A 14,675-nucleotide genomic window follows, 5' to 3' on the forward strand; every position below is an offset into this window, starting at 1 on the left:
TTGCCGACCCGTCATTTTGCACATTGATCCAGCGCCACCAGTTCGCCGCCTGGGTCGTGCCCGTGAAGGTGATCGGGTCTGCCGCCGTCCCAACGGCGTTCAGCGTCCCATCAACCGAGAGACCGGTGTACTGGACGAACTGAACCACCACCCCCGCCTCAATCGTCAATGTGACGCCCGCAGCCACGGTCACATCGCCGGTGACCCGATACGGGCTATTCGCGAGTGTCCAGGTGGTATTGCTGCTGATCGTGCCGCTCACATCAACGGCGGCAAGAGGGTATTCAACCGGCGTATCAGCTGTGGTTTCAAGCGCTCCGGGGGGCTTCGTGACACTAGCCGCCACCGGGCTACTGCTCAGGGCAACAAACATGCCCACACAGAGCAGGCTCAACACAAAACGGGGGATACAACGGATAGCCATCGTGGTGTCTCCTTTGAACCACGTTGCATGTCGCCCCCGTTCAAGACTTACATGACCCTAGCTTGGTGCGCTACGCTTGAATTGCCGTTTGACCCCTGGGATTGGCATGCATGTGATACTGGTTTCAGACGATCATTCCTGGCGTTGGGCACCCCCAACGCAGTCTATTTCATGGTACCGCACTTGGTTCACAAAAAAAGAAACAGTGTTGCAACCACTGGTTGCAACACTATTATGTAAATTAAAACGATTTTAACTTGCGCATACCCGTTGGGTCACGGCGGCGTGCCCCTTCCGCCCATTGGGTCACGGCGCCGCTGTGCCCCTTCCACTTCCTGCAATCTCCCCGGCATCTGCTCGAGGACAAAGAGGTTGCCAGCCACCACACAGAGCGGGATCGCGAAGAGATTGACCAGTGGGATCGAGACGAGCACAAAGGCAACGACCCCGAAACTTAGGCTGGCGGGCATGGTCGCACGAACGGTACCCAGCTTTTGGCGAAAGCTGAAGCGCCGCCGTTCCTGCGGTCCATCAAAAAAATCAAGGCACGAAAGCACGCCCCCCATCCCAAACCATAGCGTGGCAAAGAGCCCTCCCCCGAGCCCCGGAATGAGCAACAGGGGCACCGTACAAAGCCAACCCACCAGCAAAAGCAGCAGCTTCTTGCTCTCAAAGAGCAGCGCCCGCCAGACATCATAGACCATCTCGGTGGCCCTGGGTTTCGCGGGGCGCGGACGATCACCAAGGATCATGTGCTCTAATTCTTCCGAAAGTTGGCTATACCAGGGGGCACCCAGCACCACCCCAAAACGCACCAGCAAAAAACCAATGGCGATTGCCAACCCGATAGCCATCACAACGCCGAGGATCGCCAGCACGACCCCGCTCAACAGGGTGCTCTGGTCAAGCCGGGCCTGAAGTTGTTGCATCAAGACCACAAATAACCCGAGGTAGAGCAACGCTCCCAGCACCAGATTGACCAGCACCGGGATCACAATATACCCCCAGAGGCGACGCGTTTGATTGATCAGTTGGAGTGCCCGGACAGGATAGATTACGCCAGCTAGCAAGTGCATACGATCTCCATCTCTCTGTAACTCACGTCAGTATTGTGTATCATGACATCATCTGACGTGACGTGCAACTCGTGTGCCGGGATCTTTTTCTCTCCAGGAATAGCGTAACATTTCCTCTTTGAGACCACCTGGAATGCAGCATCATGCATTATATGTAAATCACAAGATAGTTGTACTGTAATGCAGAACACATCATTTGTGGCGTTATCTTCACATAACTCTGCTTTTTGATGGGTGATGGTGCAAGCCGTTTGGTTGACACAAAAGCAAAGAGCGCTATAATAAGGAAAAGCTCTTTCCTGCACAGGGGTCCCCTAGAAGGTTATGAGGCATGGGACAGATTTTTCCCCGTAACGCCAATCTACTGGCCCGGCTGAGCATTTTTGCCAGCCTCCTGCTGATCGCCGAGATCGCCCTGATGACCGCCGTCTATTTTCGCTCCAACTATTTTCGACAGATCAATGTTGCTGTCGAGCAGCCAGTGGCCTTTAGCCATCAGATCCATGCTGATAACCTGGGTATTGATTGCCGTTACTGCCATGTCTCGGTCAATCAGTCCTATTTTGCCAACATCCCTGCCACTGAGACCTGTATGACCTGCCATTCGCAGATCTTGACCTACCGCCCCACTCTGGCAGCTGTGGTTGAGAGCTACGCGACTGGTCAGCCTATCTTGTGGGAGCGTATCCACAACGTGCCTGATTTTGTCTATTTCAACCATGCAACGCACGTCAACAAAGGGGTGGGGTGTTCTACGTGCCATGGTCAGGTCAATGAAATGCCCGTGGTCTGGCAAACCCAGGCGCTCTACATGGGGTGGTGTCTCAATTGCCACCGTAACCCTGAAGAGTACCTCCGCCCTCGCGACGAAGTCTATAACATGGAATATGTCCAGCCTGCCAATCAGACGGCCCTTGGGCTGCAACTTGTCGCTGAGTATGGTGTGATGCATCCCGATCAATTGACGAACTGTTGGGTGTGCCATCGGTAAGATGCTGAGTCACCCTGGCACCCCTGCCTTCTGGGATGCCTTCTTGTTGGAGACTGTGAAGGTTGCACAAGAGCCTCAGGTTGAATGATATGGTTCAACTTCCGTGAGCATTGTGGTGAAACGTAGGCCGTAGCTCAGACAATGTAGTTCCTCGTTCGGAAGGTGCTGGTACCTTCCCCTTGCCGAGCGATAAACTACCCAGAAGTAAAGCGACAGTGGCAATGACAAGCACCACCCCGAATTCTGACCTCGAAGCCATCCGCGAGCAACTTCGCTCGTCAAACGGCAAGCAGTTCTGGCGCTCGCTCGATCAACTCGCTGACACCCCTGAATTCCGCGAATTGGTTGAGCGTGAGTTCCCTCGTGGAGCGTCTGAGATGCCAGATCCGGTGACACGTCGAACGTTCCTGAAGTTAATGGGTGCTTCCCTCGCCCTAGCCGGGGTGACGGGTTGTACCTATATGCGTCCTGAACAGCTTGCGCCTTTTGTTCAACAGCCTGAAGGACGGCTTGCAGGAATTCCGCAGTTTTTCGCAACAGCCGTAACCCTCAACGGGTATGCGTCGGGTGTGCTCGTACGCTCGAACGATGGCCGCCCAACCAAGATTGAGGGTAATCCCCTGCACCCAGCGAGCCTCGGGGCCACCGATATCTTTACTCAGGCCGAGATTTTGACGATGTATGACCCCGACCGCTCGCAGACGGTACTCAATGCCGGTGCGCCCAGCAGTTGGGATGATTTTGTGGCGACTGTCACTAATAGTTTGACAGCGCAAGGGGCTACCCAGGGTGCTGGTTTGCGTCTGTTGACCCCAACCGTAACCTCACCAACGCTCGCGGCCCAACTTGCGGCTTTCCAGGCTGCTTTCCCGCAAGCACGCTGGTATCAGTACGAGCCAATGAATCGCGATAATGTCTATGAAGGGGCGGTGCTCGCTTTTGGTGAGTATGTCTCTACGCGCTACAACTTTGCTCAGGCGAATGTGGTTGTTGCCCTTGATGCCGATTTCTTGGCACCTGGCCCTGGTTTCCTGCCCTATGCCCGCGCTTTTGTGGATGCTCGCCGGGTCAACAAAGAGAGTACCGAGATGAATCGGCTCTATGTGATCGAGGCCTCGCCCTCGACGACTGGTGCCACGGCTGATCATCGGTTGCCTCTCAAGGCGAGTGACGTTGCCAATGTCGCTGCCGCCATCTTTGCGCGTCTCGGCACTGGCTCGGCCCCGTCACTTTCCCCCGACGCAACGGCTTTTGTTGATGCTGTAGTGACCGATCTTCAGGCGCAGCGTGGTTCCAGTCTGGTGATTGCCGGTGATCAGCAGCCGCCCCAGGTGCATGCCCTTGTCCACGCGATCAATGCGGCCCTCGGCAATGCTGGTCAGACGGTGATCTATACCGAGCCAGTTGAGGCCCGCCCGACCCGCCAGGTCGGTGAACTCGCGAACCTGATCAATGAGGTGAATGCTGGCCTTGTTGAGGCGCTCTTTATCTTCGGTGGCAATCCCGTGTATGATGCCCCCGGTGATCTGCGCTTCCCTGATGCGATGCAACAGGTGCCCCTCACGGTGCATCATGGCCTCTTTGTGAATGAGACCGCGAACCTCGCGACGTGGCATGTTCCTGCAACTCACACCCTTGAAACCTGGAGCGATGCCCGTGCCTTTGATGGCACCGTTTCGCTGATCCAGCCGTTGATCGAGCCACTCTATGGCGGTAAGACCGTCCATCAGGTGATGGCTGTGCTTTTGCGGCAGCCTGCGTCCAGTGCCTACGATCTTGTGCGTGCCTATTGGCAAACCAGTGCGCTTGCGAATGGTAGTTTCGAGGCTTTCTGGCAGACGGCGCTTGCCAATGGCGTGGTGAATGGCAGCGCTGCTCCAACGGTGACGCCCGCGCTTCAACTCGGTGCGATCCAGTTGCCTGCCGCCGCCGAGGGTCTCGAGGTGGTCTTCCGCCCCGATCCTTCTATCTGGGACGGTAGCTATGCCAATAATGGCTGGCTGATGGAATTGCCCCGCCCATTGAATAAACTGGTCTGGGATAACGCGGCCCTGATGAATGCAAGCACGGCCATTCGCCTGCTTGGTCTGCCCTTCAGTATTGATGACCTGCATAAGAGTGATGAGCTCGAACGTTCCAATGCGCTCGAACAGCTCACGTCGGCAAATGGTACGGTCGTCACTATTGAGTATCGTGGTGGCACGATGCAGATGCCCCTCTGGATTACGCCTGGACACGCCGAAGACTCGATTACGGTCACGCTTGGCTATGGGCGTACGGCCGCTGGGCGGGTCGGCGATGGCGTAGGGGTGAATGTCTATCCGCTGCGTACCAGTGATGCCCTCTGGTTTGGTACCGGGGCGCAGGCGCGTAATAGTGGGCGTATGTACAAGCTCGTCTCGACCCAGAACCACTGGACGATGATGGAACGCGATATTTACCGGGTTGGCATCTTCGAGCGCTTCAAAGAAGATCCCAAGTATATTGCCAGGGAAGTCTACCAGCACCACTATGGCAAAGATACGCCCGGCCCTGGAACCGAGGGCTATGTTGGGCTCCAGCCGGGGGTTGATTACACAGGCCGCAATGCCTGGGGTATGACCATTAACCTCAATGCCTGTATCGGCTGCAATGCCTGTATTGCGGCATGTCAGGCCGAGAATAATATCCCGGTGGTAGGCAAAGATCAGGTTGCGGTGGGTCGTGAGATGCACTGGCTGCGGATTGACCGCTACTTTGCGGGGGCGGATCTTGATAATCCCTCCACCTTCTTGTTGCCACTGGGCTGTGTGCAGTGTGAGCATGCCCCATGTGAAGTGGTTTGCCCCGTCGTGGCTACCGTTCATGACTATGAAGGTTTGAACAACATGGTGTATAATCGCTGTGTTGGCACCAAGTACTGCTCCAATAACTGTCCTTACAAGGTGCGCCGCTTCAACTTCTTCCAATACACCGACCTCAATACGGCTAGCTACCAGTTGATGCGCAATCCTGATGTGACGGTTCGCAATCGTGGTGTGATGGAGAAATGCACCTATTGTATCCAGCGTATCAGCGCAGCTCGTCAGGCCGCCAAACGAGCTGCGGTCGCCGCCGGTCAGCAGGAGTACGTGATTGAGGATGAGGCGATTGTGACGGCGTGTGAAGCAGCGTGTCCCACCCAGGCGATTGTTTTCGGTGACATCAATGATCCCGGAAGCCGCGTCGCAAAATGGAAAGCTGAAGGTCATAACTACAAGTTCCTGGGCTTATTGAATACCTTCCCACGTACGACCTATCTTGCTCGGGTGCGCAATCCAAATGCGGCGCTCGAACATGAAGAAGATGATGAGCATGCCGGCTAGCGGCTAGGCCGGGGCTGACCAACCCCGGCTTTGTCCCCTGACCCAGTCTGGATGGCTTCCCGTCCACATGGGTATGGCTGACGCACACGCTGGCCACCCTCCAGGATCAGGTTCGATCCTGGCCGCGTTGTTCTTGCATGGCACTGCATAAGGCAGGCGGTGTCAGGCCAGCAGACCTAGTTTAAGGATAGTCATGGCACAGGCGCAACCCCTTCGCAACACGCCGCCGCCCGATCCGGGGGAGGCATACCTCCTCCCTGGCGAGACGTATACGTCGATGACCCAGAAGATCGGCGATGTACCGCTCGTGAGTCCGCTCAAGACCCCGAAAGGGTGGTTGGTTGGCTTCTCGATTGCTTTCACTCTCCTGATGATCTTTTTGATGTCCGTGACCTGGTTGCTCTTCCGCGGCGTTGGTATCTGGGGTATCAATGTTCCGGTCGCCTGGGGTATGGATATCATCAACTTCGTCTGGTGGATCGGTATCGGTCACGCTGGTACGCTGATCTCGGCCATTCTTTTGTTGCTGAACCAGGGTTGGCGTAACTCGATTAACCGCTTTGCGGAAGCAATGACGCTCTTTGCGGTCGCCTGTGCCGGGATGTATCCCATTCTGCACCTCGGGCGTCCGTGGCTTTTCTACTGGTTGATCCCCTATCCCAATACCCATGGGATGTGGCCCAACTTCCGTAGTGCGCTCGACTGGGACGTCTTTGCGATCTCGACCTATGCCAGTGTGTCGCTTGTCTTCTGGCTGGTTGGTCTGTTGCCTGACTTTGCAACCCTGCGTGATCGTTCAACCAATATCTGGGCCAAGCGAACCTATGGTCTCGCCTCCCTCGGTTGGCGTGGATCGGCCCGTCACTGGCACCGCTATGAGATGGCTTCGCTTTTGCTGGCAGGCCTCTCAACCCCGCTGGTGGTCTCGGTTCACTCGATCATCTCGCTCGACTTTGCCATTTCTCAGGTGCCCGGTTGGCAAGTCACTGTCTTCCCGCCCTACTTCGTTGCCGGTGCCGTCTTTGCTGGGTTTGCGATGGTGCTGCTCCTGATGATCCCGGTGCGCCAGATCTATGGCTTCCAGAGCTATATCACGATGCGCCACCTCGATGTGATGGCGAAGGTGATGTTGACGACGGGGATGATCGTCGTCTATGGCTACTTTATGGAGGTCTGGGCAGCGCTTTATGGTGGCAGCGTGTTTGAAGAATACCTGCTCTTTAATCGCCTGAATGGGCCGAGTGCCTGGGCCTACTTTGGCTTGCTCTTCTGTAATGCCGTGGCTATTCAGCCGCTCTGGTTCAAACGGGTACGTCAGAGCATTCCCGCCCTGCTGGTTATCTCGGTCATTATCAGTATCGGGATGTGGCTTGAGCGGTATGTGATCATTGTCATCTCGCTCGAGCGTGATTTCCTTCCCTCATCGTGGGGGCAGTATGTGCCAACGTTCTGGGACTGGTCACTTTACCTGGGTACCTTCGGGCTCTTCTTTACCCTGCTCTTCCTCTTCATCCGCGTGATGCCGATGATTAATATCTTTGAGATGCGGCTTTTCCAGTACCAGGAGGAAGAACGACTCCATCGGACGTCGCATTCTTCACATACAGGCGGCGAAAGCAATCCGGCTTCGGCTGACTGAGTGGCATGATGTCCTCAGGGGAGATGCTCTGTCTTCTCTGAAGGACGTAATCCTAGCGAGAGTAGATTATGCAGAATCGCAGCGACATCTACGGTGTGATGGCAGAGTTCCAGACTCCTGCTGCGCTTATTGAGGCCACTCATAAGGCCAAAGCGGCAGGCTATAGCAAAATGGATGCCTATACGCCCTTCCCGATCGAAGAGGTTATCGAAGAAGTTGCCCCGGGCAATACTGGTGTACCGATCCTGGTGTTGATTGCTGGCCTCAGTGGTGCGGCAGCCGGGTTTATCCTGCAGTATATCGGCAATATCATTGACTATCCGTTGAATATCGGTGGGCGACCGCTTGATATTTCCAACTGGCCGGCGATGATCCCGATTACTTTTGAGTTGGGCATCCTCTTTGCTGCTTTCACCGCCGCGATCTCGATGGTGGTGCTGAATGGCCTGCCGATGCCCTATCACCCCGCCTTCAATGCGCCTCGGTTCGACCGGGCGTCGCAGGATGCCTTCTTCCTGTGCATTGAGGCGACCGACCCGTTGTTTGACCGTTCGCAGACATCTCAGTTCCTGCGCAGCCTTGGCCCGCTGCAGGTTTCTGAAGTTGCCCACTAGGGGGGCCACCATGCAGACGCTACGCTCCCGTTGTTCGCTTGTGCTGACCCGTTTTGTTCGGTACGGTTGGCTTGTCATGCTGGCTTTCGCGTTGACCGCCTGTCACCAGGATATGTATCAACAGCCAAGTTATCGTACGTATGAGCCATCCAGTTTTTTTGAGGATGGGCGCAGTGCTCGTCCACAGGTGCCTGGGACGGTTGCTTATGGCCAGGCCCGTACGGATGAGTATCTCTATACCGGCTTGATTGATGGCGCTGTGGGCGATGTGATGCCCTTTGCGGTCTCGCGTGAATTGCTGGAACGCGGCCAGGAACAGTACAATATCTGGTGCTCGCTCTGCCACGGGGTGGCTGGCTATGGGCAGAGTATGGTGGCCCAGCGGGGCGGGATTGTCCCGGCTAATTTCCATCAGCAACGCCTGCGTGATGCGCCAATTGGTCACTTCTACAATATTATTACGGTTGGGGTCTATCGTGGCGATCCCGCAGCTGGTGGCTATCAGTCAATGTACTCGTATGCCTCTCGCATCGCGCCAGAAGACCGTTGGGCGATAGCCGCGTATATCCGTACACTCCAGTTGAGCCAGAATGCCACGCTGAGTGATGTTCCGCCCGATCAGCGCAGCACGCTCGGTAACTGACGAGGCAGTATGCAGGGGTGGATGTCAGGGAGAACGCAATGCGGACTCCATCACCCTGCCTCCGCCTCCTGTAGCCTGTATCCGGTCTTCTGTAGCGTAGAATAAAGGTTGAGTATGGCGACGACGACACTTTCTCGGTCTCAGGTTCCACAGTTGAACCGGCTTCAGTTGTTTGGGATCGGCGCGGCGGTGATCGGCCTGGCTTTGCTGGCGCTTGGCTTTTTCATCAATCCGCAACTCTTTCTCGAGTCTTATATCTTCGGCTTCTATTTTGTGATGGCCTTCCCGCTTGGCTGTCTCGCCTTTTTGATGATCCAACATCTGACGGGTGGGGCCTGGGGCATTATGAGCCGTCGTATGCTTGAAGCTGGGGCGCTGGCGCTGCCGATCTTCTTTATCCTAAGCGTGCCGGTGGTGCTGACTGTCTATAATTTCTTTAACCTTGAGCATTTCATCTACCATTGGGCTGACCCCAGTGTGGTGACGCCAGGTGGTGAGAATTTTGACCCGCTGGTCGCTCACAAGGTGCCTTGGCTCAGCCCGGCATGGTTTGCTGCCAGGATGGTCATCTACTTTGTGATCTGGAGTGGCCTGGCGCTGCTGTTGCGCAGTTGGTCGCTTCAACAGGATCGCGGGGCCAAGAGTCTGGCGATGGTTGACCGGATGCGAAAACTGAGTGGTATTGGTACGGCCCTCTTTGTGCTGAGTGTCACCTTCTTTGCGTTGGATGTTGGCCTTTCACTCGATGCGCACTGGTACTCGACCATGTATGGTGTGCATTATATGGTCAATGCCGGGCTTGGGACGCTGGCCTTTATCATTCTGGCCCTGACCCAGATTCGCCATACCGCGCTTTTTGAAGAGCATGTGCCGATCAAGCCGATCCACGATCTTGGTAAGTTGCTCTTTGCCTTTACGATCCTCTGGACGTATGTCTCCTTTGGGCAGTTTGTGATTATCTGGTCGGGCGATGTCGCTGAATTTACCCCCTGGTATGCGCGACGCATTGATGGCGGATGGGTGTATGTTTCGTTGCTGTTGATGACGCTTTCGTTCTTTGCACCGTTCCTTGCGCTGCTCAGCCGTGGCAATAAGCGGAATTTGAACCGTCTCGCGCAGATTGCGCTGGTGATCTTATTTATGCGTGTCGTTGATATGGTCTGGGTTATTCTGCCTGAATTCCACGAGCAGGTGACGCAGATTAGCTGGGTGAACCTGGCCGCACCGGTTGGCCTCTTTGGGGTCTGGCTGGCGATCTGGGCCTGGAATATGCAGCGTGCCTCGCTGCTGCCGCTCAACGATCCTCAAATGGACTCGTTGCACGCCGGAGGGCATCATTAATTATGAATTACCGCTTTTCTCCTTCTGTTCAGGACGAGCCGCAGTTGCCTTCCGCAGGTCGTTTGATGGCTCTGATGTTGACGATCTTTGTCATTGTGAGCATTGCTGTGCTGTTGGCGGGCCGCGTGCCGTTTGTGCCGAGTGCTGATCCGATTTCTGGCGCAAGCTACCGTGATTATGTTGGGCCTGATCGGGCTCTACTTAGTAGCTATGGCTATACACTCGAGGGCAATGTCCATATCCCGATTGACCGGGCGATGGATCTGATTCTTGAGCGTGGTCTGCCTACCCGCGATGCGCCGGTTGCGAACCCCTAGCGTTCTTTGTTTGGTCATGCGACACGAGAAACTGCCAGCAAAGCTGGCAGTTTCTCGTGTCGCATGACCTGATCTGCGTTGTTAGGCGTAGTAGCGTATCGGCACCCCTTGGTCGCGCTGGAGTTCGTTCTGGGCGACGAGATATTCGAGGTGGGCGAGGGTTTCGGCAAGTGCAAAACGCTGTTCGTGCGGGCTAAAGCGGTCATATGGGAAGACCCGCCCGACGACGTCGTAGGCTGTGGCTTCTGTGTTGCCGACGGCGCTGCGCATGGCGTCGAGTCGCAGGTCGTGGTGGGATTGGATGGCACTGATGCGCTCGTGCCAGTTGTTGATCAGGGTTTTGTGTCCTGGTAAGGCGAGGGCGACGTCAAGTTTGATCAGGGCACCGAGTGAGCGCAGGTAACGCCCCAGTGGATCTGGCTCACTGGTGGGCCAGACGCCGATGTGCGGCGTGATCTTGTTGAGTACCTGATCACCACAGAAGACCAACCGTTCCTCGGCGGTGTAGAAGATCAACTGGCTGTCGCTGTGCCCTGGTGCATAGAGCGCCTCGTATGCCCGTCCGCCCATGAGTAGCGTGCTGCCTGGTTCCAGGGGGGTTATGGTTGGCATTGGCTGCGTTGCGGCACGGAGGCGGGCCAGTGCGACCTCGATGGTTTCGACGTTGCTCATTGGTACGTCGTGAGCCTGTAACAGGGGGATGATGGGATCCTGTTGATCTGCGGGCAGGCCCCATGAGAGGTGCGCCAGTTCGCGTTCGCGCGGGGCCATCAGGACGGGTGCTTCGGTCAGTGCCTGGAGCCAGCCGGCCATCCCGAAGTGATCCGGGTGATAGTGCGTTAAGACAATCTGCCGAATGGCGGCAGGCTCGATCCTGAGCTCGTTAAATGCTATGCGCCACGCTGCTTCGCCTGCCCTTGTATGCAAGCCGGTGTCGAGGATCGTCCAGCCAGTGTCATCGTGCAAGAGGTAGCAGTTGACGCTGTTGAGGGCAAAAGGCAAAGGGAGGGGCACCAGATAGATGTTGTGGGCAACTTGCTGAAGAGGCATATGCGTTTTCCTGGGATCGGGTGAGTAGTCTGTGAACGAAGTTTCGTGGTATGCTGGAGTGTCGGCTTATGGCTTTTAAGAATTACATCAGGCAAACCGGAGTGCCGACTTCAGTCGGCTAAGCCGGAAGCCGACTGAAGTCGGCACTCCCTGTTTTCATTCTTGAAAACCAGCTGAAGTCGGCTAAGCCGGAAGCCGACTGAAGTCGGCACTCCCTGTTTTCATTCTTGAAAACCAGCTGAAGCCAGCACTCTCTTAGGCAGCAGAGCAGAAAATGTACTTCACAGACTAGTGAGTCAAGGACTATGACATCTGGTGTTAGTCTACCATTTCTGCGCAAGAGAAGGAATGGTTCCAGGTGGTCTGTGTTACAATAAATCCACCCCGAGGGCGGGACGCCCTCGCGCCCAGGCTTGTCTGTTCCCCCACATGTGAACAGTTACGCGGTCGCTGTGGTCAGGCTGAGCGCCGTGGAGTATCTGGGGCGGATGACACGCCAGGGACCCTTCGCTTTGCTCCTAAGGCAAGGTTTGTAGGCACTTGACAGTTGGCACCCTACGTAGTGCCGACTTTAGTTGGCCGAGCCGGAAGCCGACTGAAGTCGGCACTACGATGAGCGTAAACTGGAAAGCACCCTGAAACCTTCTCTAAGGCATGTTTCAAACGAGCTTGACCGTTCGCAGCGAAGGTAGCACCGGCTTCCAGCTGTCAGGAAGCCCCACCGGCTGGAAGCCGGTGCTACCAAACGGTCAAGCTGGAAGGCCCGATTCTGAAACATGTCTAAGAAACAAAGCTTGTTTCTTTCAGTGCCATTGGCCTGCGGGCCATTTGGTACTCAGGGTGACATGAAGCGGGAGCTTCAGAGGTAGTTGGTATAGTTGAGGATGAGGATTGTTCAAGGACGTATGACAACATACAATGATGATGAGCAGCGCGAAGCACCCGGGTGGCTGATGCCTGTTGTGGTTGTTTTCTTGCTGATGCTGGCTGCGATTGTGGCGGTTGTGTTGACGATACGGCCAGCGGCGGTCGAGCAGAGTATGCCTGCTACGCCAGAGACGGCTGTCTCGGCGGGATCGGTTGAGTCGCCGGGGGTTGTTCATGGTTCAGTTGACCCGGCTGGCCCTGCGGTGCAGGTGATCAGTCATACTGAGGCACGGGCCTATTTTGATGCCGGTCAGTCGATCTTTATTGATGTTCGTTCTGGTTCGGCGTATGGCGAGGGGCATATCCCCGGGGCCTTGACGATTACCTCGCGTGAACTGGAGGAACGTCTGAGCACGTTGCCCGAGGGGGCGGTCATTATTGCGTATGGAGATGCTGCGCGCCCTGACTCGGGGCAGCGTGGGGCGCAAATCTTTATGGAACAGGGCTTTCCCCAGGTGATCGCGCTTGAGGGTGGTTTTCAGGCATGGCGCGATGCCGGACATCCTGTTGAGTTTGAGTAGGTATGGCCGCAAAACAAGTGGTGCCCCGTAGCGCGATGGTGGTGGCGGCCCTCTGGATGAGTGGGGCGCTCTTTTCGTTTACGGCGATGGCGGTTGGCGGACGCGAGCTGACCGGGGCGTTGAGTACCTTTCAGATCCTCTTTTTCCGCAGCGTGATCGGGCTCTTTGTGGTGAGCCTGCTGATGTGGCGAACGGGGTGGCATCAGGTACGCACGCCGCAACTGGGGCTGCATTTTGTGCGCAATCTGGCTCATTTTGGGGGGCAGTTTGGTTGGTTCTACGGGCTGGCCTTTATTCCCCTGGCCGAGGTCTTTGCGCTTGAGTTTACCGTGCCGATCTGGACGGCGCTGCTGGCGGCGCTGATTCTGCGGGAACGGATTACGGTTCAGCGGGTGACGGCGATTGGGTTTGGGATGGTCGGGCTGATCATTATTCTGCGGCCTGGCTTTCAGGTGATCCATCCGGCGGCCCTGGCTGTGCTGGCAGGGGCGGTGGGCTATGCGCTCTCGCATACGTTGACGCGCAAGCTTGCGTTGCACGATACGCCGCTGACGATCCTTTTTTATATGACGGTGCTACAGTTGCCGATGGGCCTGATCCCGGCCCTGTCCAGTTGGCAGATCCCTGCGCTTGAACTCTGGCCGTGGCTGGGTGTCGTCGGGGTTGCGGCGCTGACGGCCCACTACTGTATGGCGCGTGCGCTGAAGGTGGCGGAAGCGACGGTTGTTGTCACGCTTGATTTTCTCCGGTTGCCCCTGGTGGCGATCGTCGGGGCGTTGCTCTATCAGGAGCCACTTGATCTGCTGGTGCTGGTCGGGGCGGCGGTGATGCTTTTTGGGAATTGGATTAACTTGCGTAAGTAGATTTGACATGATTGATTTGCATCTTCATACGACGGCAACGCCACACCATGCGACGTGGACGCCCGAAGCGCTGGCGGCGACGGCGGTAGCCCGTGGGCTGACGGTGATTGCGGCGACTGACCATAATACGATGGTGGGCGTGGCCCCGTTGATGGCGGCGGGCCAGCGGCACGGGGTGCGGGTTATCCCCGGGGTGGAATTGGACAGCGCGTATGGGGGCAAGCTCTGGCATACGCTGGTCTATGGGGTTGATCCCGCGGCTCGGGCACTGGTGGCGTTGTGCGCGGCGGTCTTTGAACGCAATCAGGCTGATGCTGAACGCCTACGGCGCGAGTTGCCTGCCGAGGGCTTTCGTCTGGAGGGGCTGGAAGAGCTCGGACGCGCCCCCAATGTGGCTGAGGTTGCGACGGCGTTGGCGCGTAGCAATAGCTTGCTCGGGCGTGTGGCGGGCGACGATGACGAAGCCGCCGGAATGCGCTTCTTGCTCCAGGAGCGCCCTGGTTCGTATCAGCCGTTGAGTGTGGCCGCGATCATCGAAGTGGCGCATACGCTGGGCGGGTTGGTTGTGCTGGCGCACCCTGGGCGCAGCAAAGGGGTGTATGCGATCCCGGCGGATGAGGCGGATATTGTGGCGATGGTTGAGGTAGGCCTGGATGGACTTGAAGTCTATTATCCGACGCACACCCCGGCACAGGAGCAGTTCTACCGAACGCTGGCTGCGACGTATGGCCTGCTGGTGAGTGGTGGATCTGACTCGCACCATCCGTCGCAGGCCTTGGCGGCGTTGGAGCCTGCACAGGTGACGTTGCTTGAGGGGAACGGCCTGGCTGGCCGAAGCCCTCGTCTGTGAGCGCGGCGGGCGGGGATGCGGCGGGGCACGGCGCCGCCGTGCCCGTACGGGGGCGGGGGCACGGCACGGCGGGGG

12 protein-coding genes and 1 pseudogene are annotated in these 14,675 nt (G+C 56.9%); 10 read left to right on the forward strand and 3 right to left on the reverse strand.

Annotated features, from left to right (window positions below; all coding sequences use genetic code 11):
- Both EKD05_RS25695 and EKD05_RS08615 read right to left on the reverse strand, forming a co-directional pair.
- Positions 1 to 424 (reverse strand): annotated as a pseudogene (locus tag EKD05_RS25695) (hypothetical protein); the annotation flags it as partial.
- Positions 425 to 699: 275 nt separating this feature from the next.
- The gene (locus tag EKD05_RS08615) at positions 700 to 1,500 is read right to left on the reverse strand and encodes an EI24 domain-containing protein (RefSeq protein ID WP_129672021.1); all 801 of its coding nucleotides are present in this window, start codon (positions 1,498 to 1,500) and stop codon (positions 700 to 702) included.
- Between the two features lie 331 nt (positions 1,501 to 1,831).
- Here EKD05_RS08615 and EKD05_RS08620 point away from each other — a divergent pair, with 331 nt between their 5' ends.
- The 7 genes from EKD05_RS08620 (at position 1,832) to EKD05_RS08650 (ending at position 10,389) form a co-directional block, all read left to right on the forward strand.
- Positions 1,832 to 2,491 (forward strand): cytochrome c3 family protein, encoded by a 660-nt coding sequence (locus EKD05_RS08620; RefSeq protein ID WP_129672022.1) that lies wholly within the window; start codon positions 1,832 to 1,834, stop codon positions 2,489 to 2,491.
- Positions 2,492 to 2,712: 221 nt separating this feature from the next.
- Positions 2,713 to 5,835 (forward strand): TAT-variant-translocated molybdopterin oxidoreductase, encoded by a 3,123-nt coding sequence (locus tag EKD05_RS08625; protein WP_129672023.1) that lies wholly within the window; start codon positions 2,713 to 2,715, stop codon positions 5,833 to 5,835.
- A gap of 193 nt (positions 5,836 to 6,028) precedes the next feature.
- Entirely contained in the window at positions 6,029 to 7,474 is a 1,446-nt protein-coding gene (gene nrfD / locus EKD05_RS08630; RefSeq protein WP_129672024.1) for an NrfD/PsrC family molybdoenzyme membrane anchor subunit, read from the forward strand.
- Between the two features lie 68 nt (positions 7,475 to 7,542).
- The gene (locus EKD05_RS08635; protein ID WP_129672025.1) at positions 7,543 to 8,088 is read left to right on the forward strand and encodes a DUF3341 domain-containing protein; all 546 of its coding nucleotides are present in this window, start codon (positions 7,543 to 7,545) and stop codon (positions 8,086 to 8,088) included.
- A 10-nt stretch (positions 8,089 to 8,098) separates the two neighbouring features.
- On the forward strand, positions 8,099 to 8,731 hold the full coding sequence (locus EKD05_RS08640) for a cytochrome c (RefSeq protein WP_129672026.1): 633 nt from the start codon (positions 8,099 to 8,101) through the stop codon (positions 8,729 to 8,731).
- Positions 8,732 to 8,845: 114 nt separating this feature from the next.
- On the forward strand, positions 8,846 to 10,072 hold the full coding sequence (locus EKD05_RS08645; RefSeq protein WP_129672027.1) for a hypothetical protein: 1,227 nt from the start codon (positions 8,846 to 8,848) through the stop codon (positions 10,070 to 10,072).
- Positions 10,073 to 10,074: 2 nt separating this feature from the next.
- The gene (locus EKD05_RS08650; protein ID WP_129672028.1) at positions 10,075 to 10,389 is read left to right on the forward strand and encodes a hypothetical protein; all 315 of its coding nucleotides are present in this window, start codon (positions 10,075 to 10,077) and stop codon (positions 10,387 to 10,389) included.
- 81 nt (positions 10,390 to 10,470) lie between these two features.
- On the opposite strand, the gene EKD05_RS08655 is transcribed toward EKD05_RS08650, so the two are convergent.
- A complete protein-coding gene (locus tag EKD05_RS08655) occupies positions 10,471 to 11,439 on the reverse strand; it encodes an MBL fold metallo-hydrolase (RefSeq protein ID WP_129672029.1) in 969 nt (322 codons plus the stop codon).
- A 905-nt stretch (positions 11,440 to 12,344) separates the two neighbouring features.
- On the opposite strand from EKD05_RS08655, the gene EKD05_RS08660 reads away from it, so the two are divergent.
- From EKD05_RS08660 to EKD05_RS08670, 3 genes are read left to right on the forward strand one after another with little or no spacing between them, the layout of a single operon-like run.
- Positions 12,345 to 12,887, forward strand: a complete 543-nt coding sequence (locus EKD05_RS08660; RefSeq protein ID WP_165360648.1) for a rhodanese-like domain-containing protein — start codon at positions 12,345 to 12,347, stop codon at positions 12,885 to 12,887.
- A gap of 2 nt (positions 12,888 to 12,889) precedes the next feature.
- Positions 12,890 to 13,750 (forward strand): DMT family transporter, encoded by an 861-nt coding sequence (locus tag EKD05_RS08665; RefSeq protein ID WP_129672031.1) that lies wholly within the window; start codon positions 12,890 to 12,892, stop codon positions 13,748 to 13,750.
- A 7-nt stretch (positions 13,751 to 13,757) separates the two neighbouring features.
- Entirely contained in the window at positions 13,758 to 14,600 is an 843-nt protein-coding gene (locus EKD05_RS08670; protein ID WP_129672032.1) for a PHP domain-containing protein, read from the forward strand.
- Positions 14,601 to 14,675: the final 75 nt, after the last annotated feature.

It is taken from the genome of Candidatus Chloroploca sp. Khr17 (assembly GCF_004138165.1).
GTDB lineage: Bacteria > Chloroflexota > Chloroflexia > Chloroflexales > Chloroflexaceae > Chloroploca.